Origin of the sequence: Pseudomonas sp. SIMBA_067, from assembly GCF_046534675.1 — a bacterium.
GTDB lineage: Bacteria > Pseudomonadota > Gammaproteobacteria > Pseudomonadales > Pseudomonadaceae > Aquipseudomonas > Aquipseudomonas putida.
In genome coordinates this window covers 1-1,041 of the sequence record NZ_JAWRYH010000034.1, presented here as the reverse complement: position 1 = coordinate 1,041, position 1,041 = coordinate 1, and the positions used below count along the sequence as shown (strand labels likewise).

1 pseudogene is annotated in these 1,041 nt (G+C 50.7%); it reads right to left on the bottom strand.

The features are described from left to right. Positions 1–914 precede the first annotated feature (914 nt). Positions 915–1,041 (bottom strand): annotated as a pseudogene (locus SB765_RS27915) (class A beta-lactamase LEN-27); the annotation flags it as partial.

Sequence of the window (1,041 nt, the reverse complement as noted above, 5' to 3'; positions counted from 1 at the left end):
ATACAGGATATATTCCGCTTCCTCGCTCACTGACTCGCTACGCTCGGTCGTTCGACTGCGGCGAGCGGAAATGGCTTACGAACGGGGCGGAGATTTCCTGGAAGATGCCAGGAAGATACTTAACAGGGAAGTGAGAGGGCCGCGGCAAAGCCGTTTTTCCATAGGCTCCGCCCCCCTGACGAGCATCACAAAAATCGACGCTCAAGTCAGAGGTGGCGAAACCCGACAGGACTATAAAGATACCAGGCGTTTCCCCCTGGAAGCTCCCTCGTGCGCTCTCCTGTTCCGACCCTGCCGCTTACCGGATACCTGTCCGCCTTTCTCCCTTCGGGAAGCGTGGCGCTTTCTCATAGCTCACGCTGTAGGTATCTCAGTTCGGTGTAGATCGTTCGCTCCAAGCTGGGCTGTGTGCACGAACCCCCCGTTCAGCCCGACCGCTGCGCCTTATCCGGTAACTATCGTCTTGAGTCCAACCCGGTAAGACACGACTTATCGCCACTGGCAGCAGCCACTGGTAACAGGATTAGCAGAGCGAGGTATGTAGGCGGTGCTACAGAGTTCTTGAAGTGGTGGCCTAACTACGGCTACACTAGAAGGACAGTATTTGGTATCTGCGCTCTGCTGAAGCCAGTTACCTTCGGAAAAAGAGTTGGTAGCTCTTGATCCGGCAAACAAACCACCGCTGGTAGCGGTGGTTTTTTTGTTTGCAAGCAGCAGATTACGCGCAGAAAAAAAGGATCTCAAGAAGATCCTTTGATCTTTTCTACGGGGTCTGACGCTCAGTGGAACGAAAACTCACGTTAAGGGATTTTGGTCATGAGATTATCAAAAAGGATCTTCACCTAGATCCTTTTAAATTAAAAATGAAGTTTTAAATCAATCTAAAGTATATATGAGTAAACTTGGTCTGACAGTTACCAATGCTTAATCAGTGAGGCACCTATCTCAGCGATCTGTCTATTTCGTTCATCCATAGTTGCCTGACTCCCCGTCGTGTAGATAACTACGATACGGGAGGGCTTACCATCTGGCCCCAGTGCT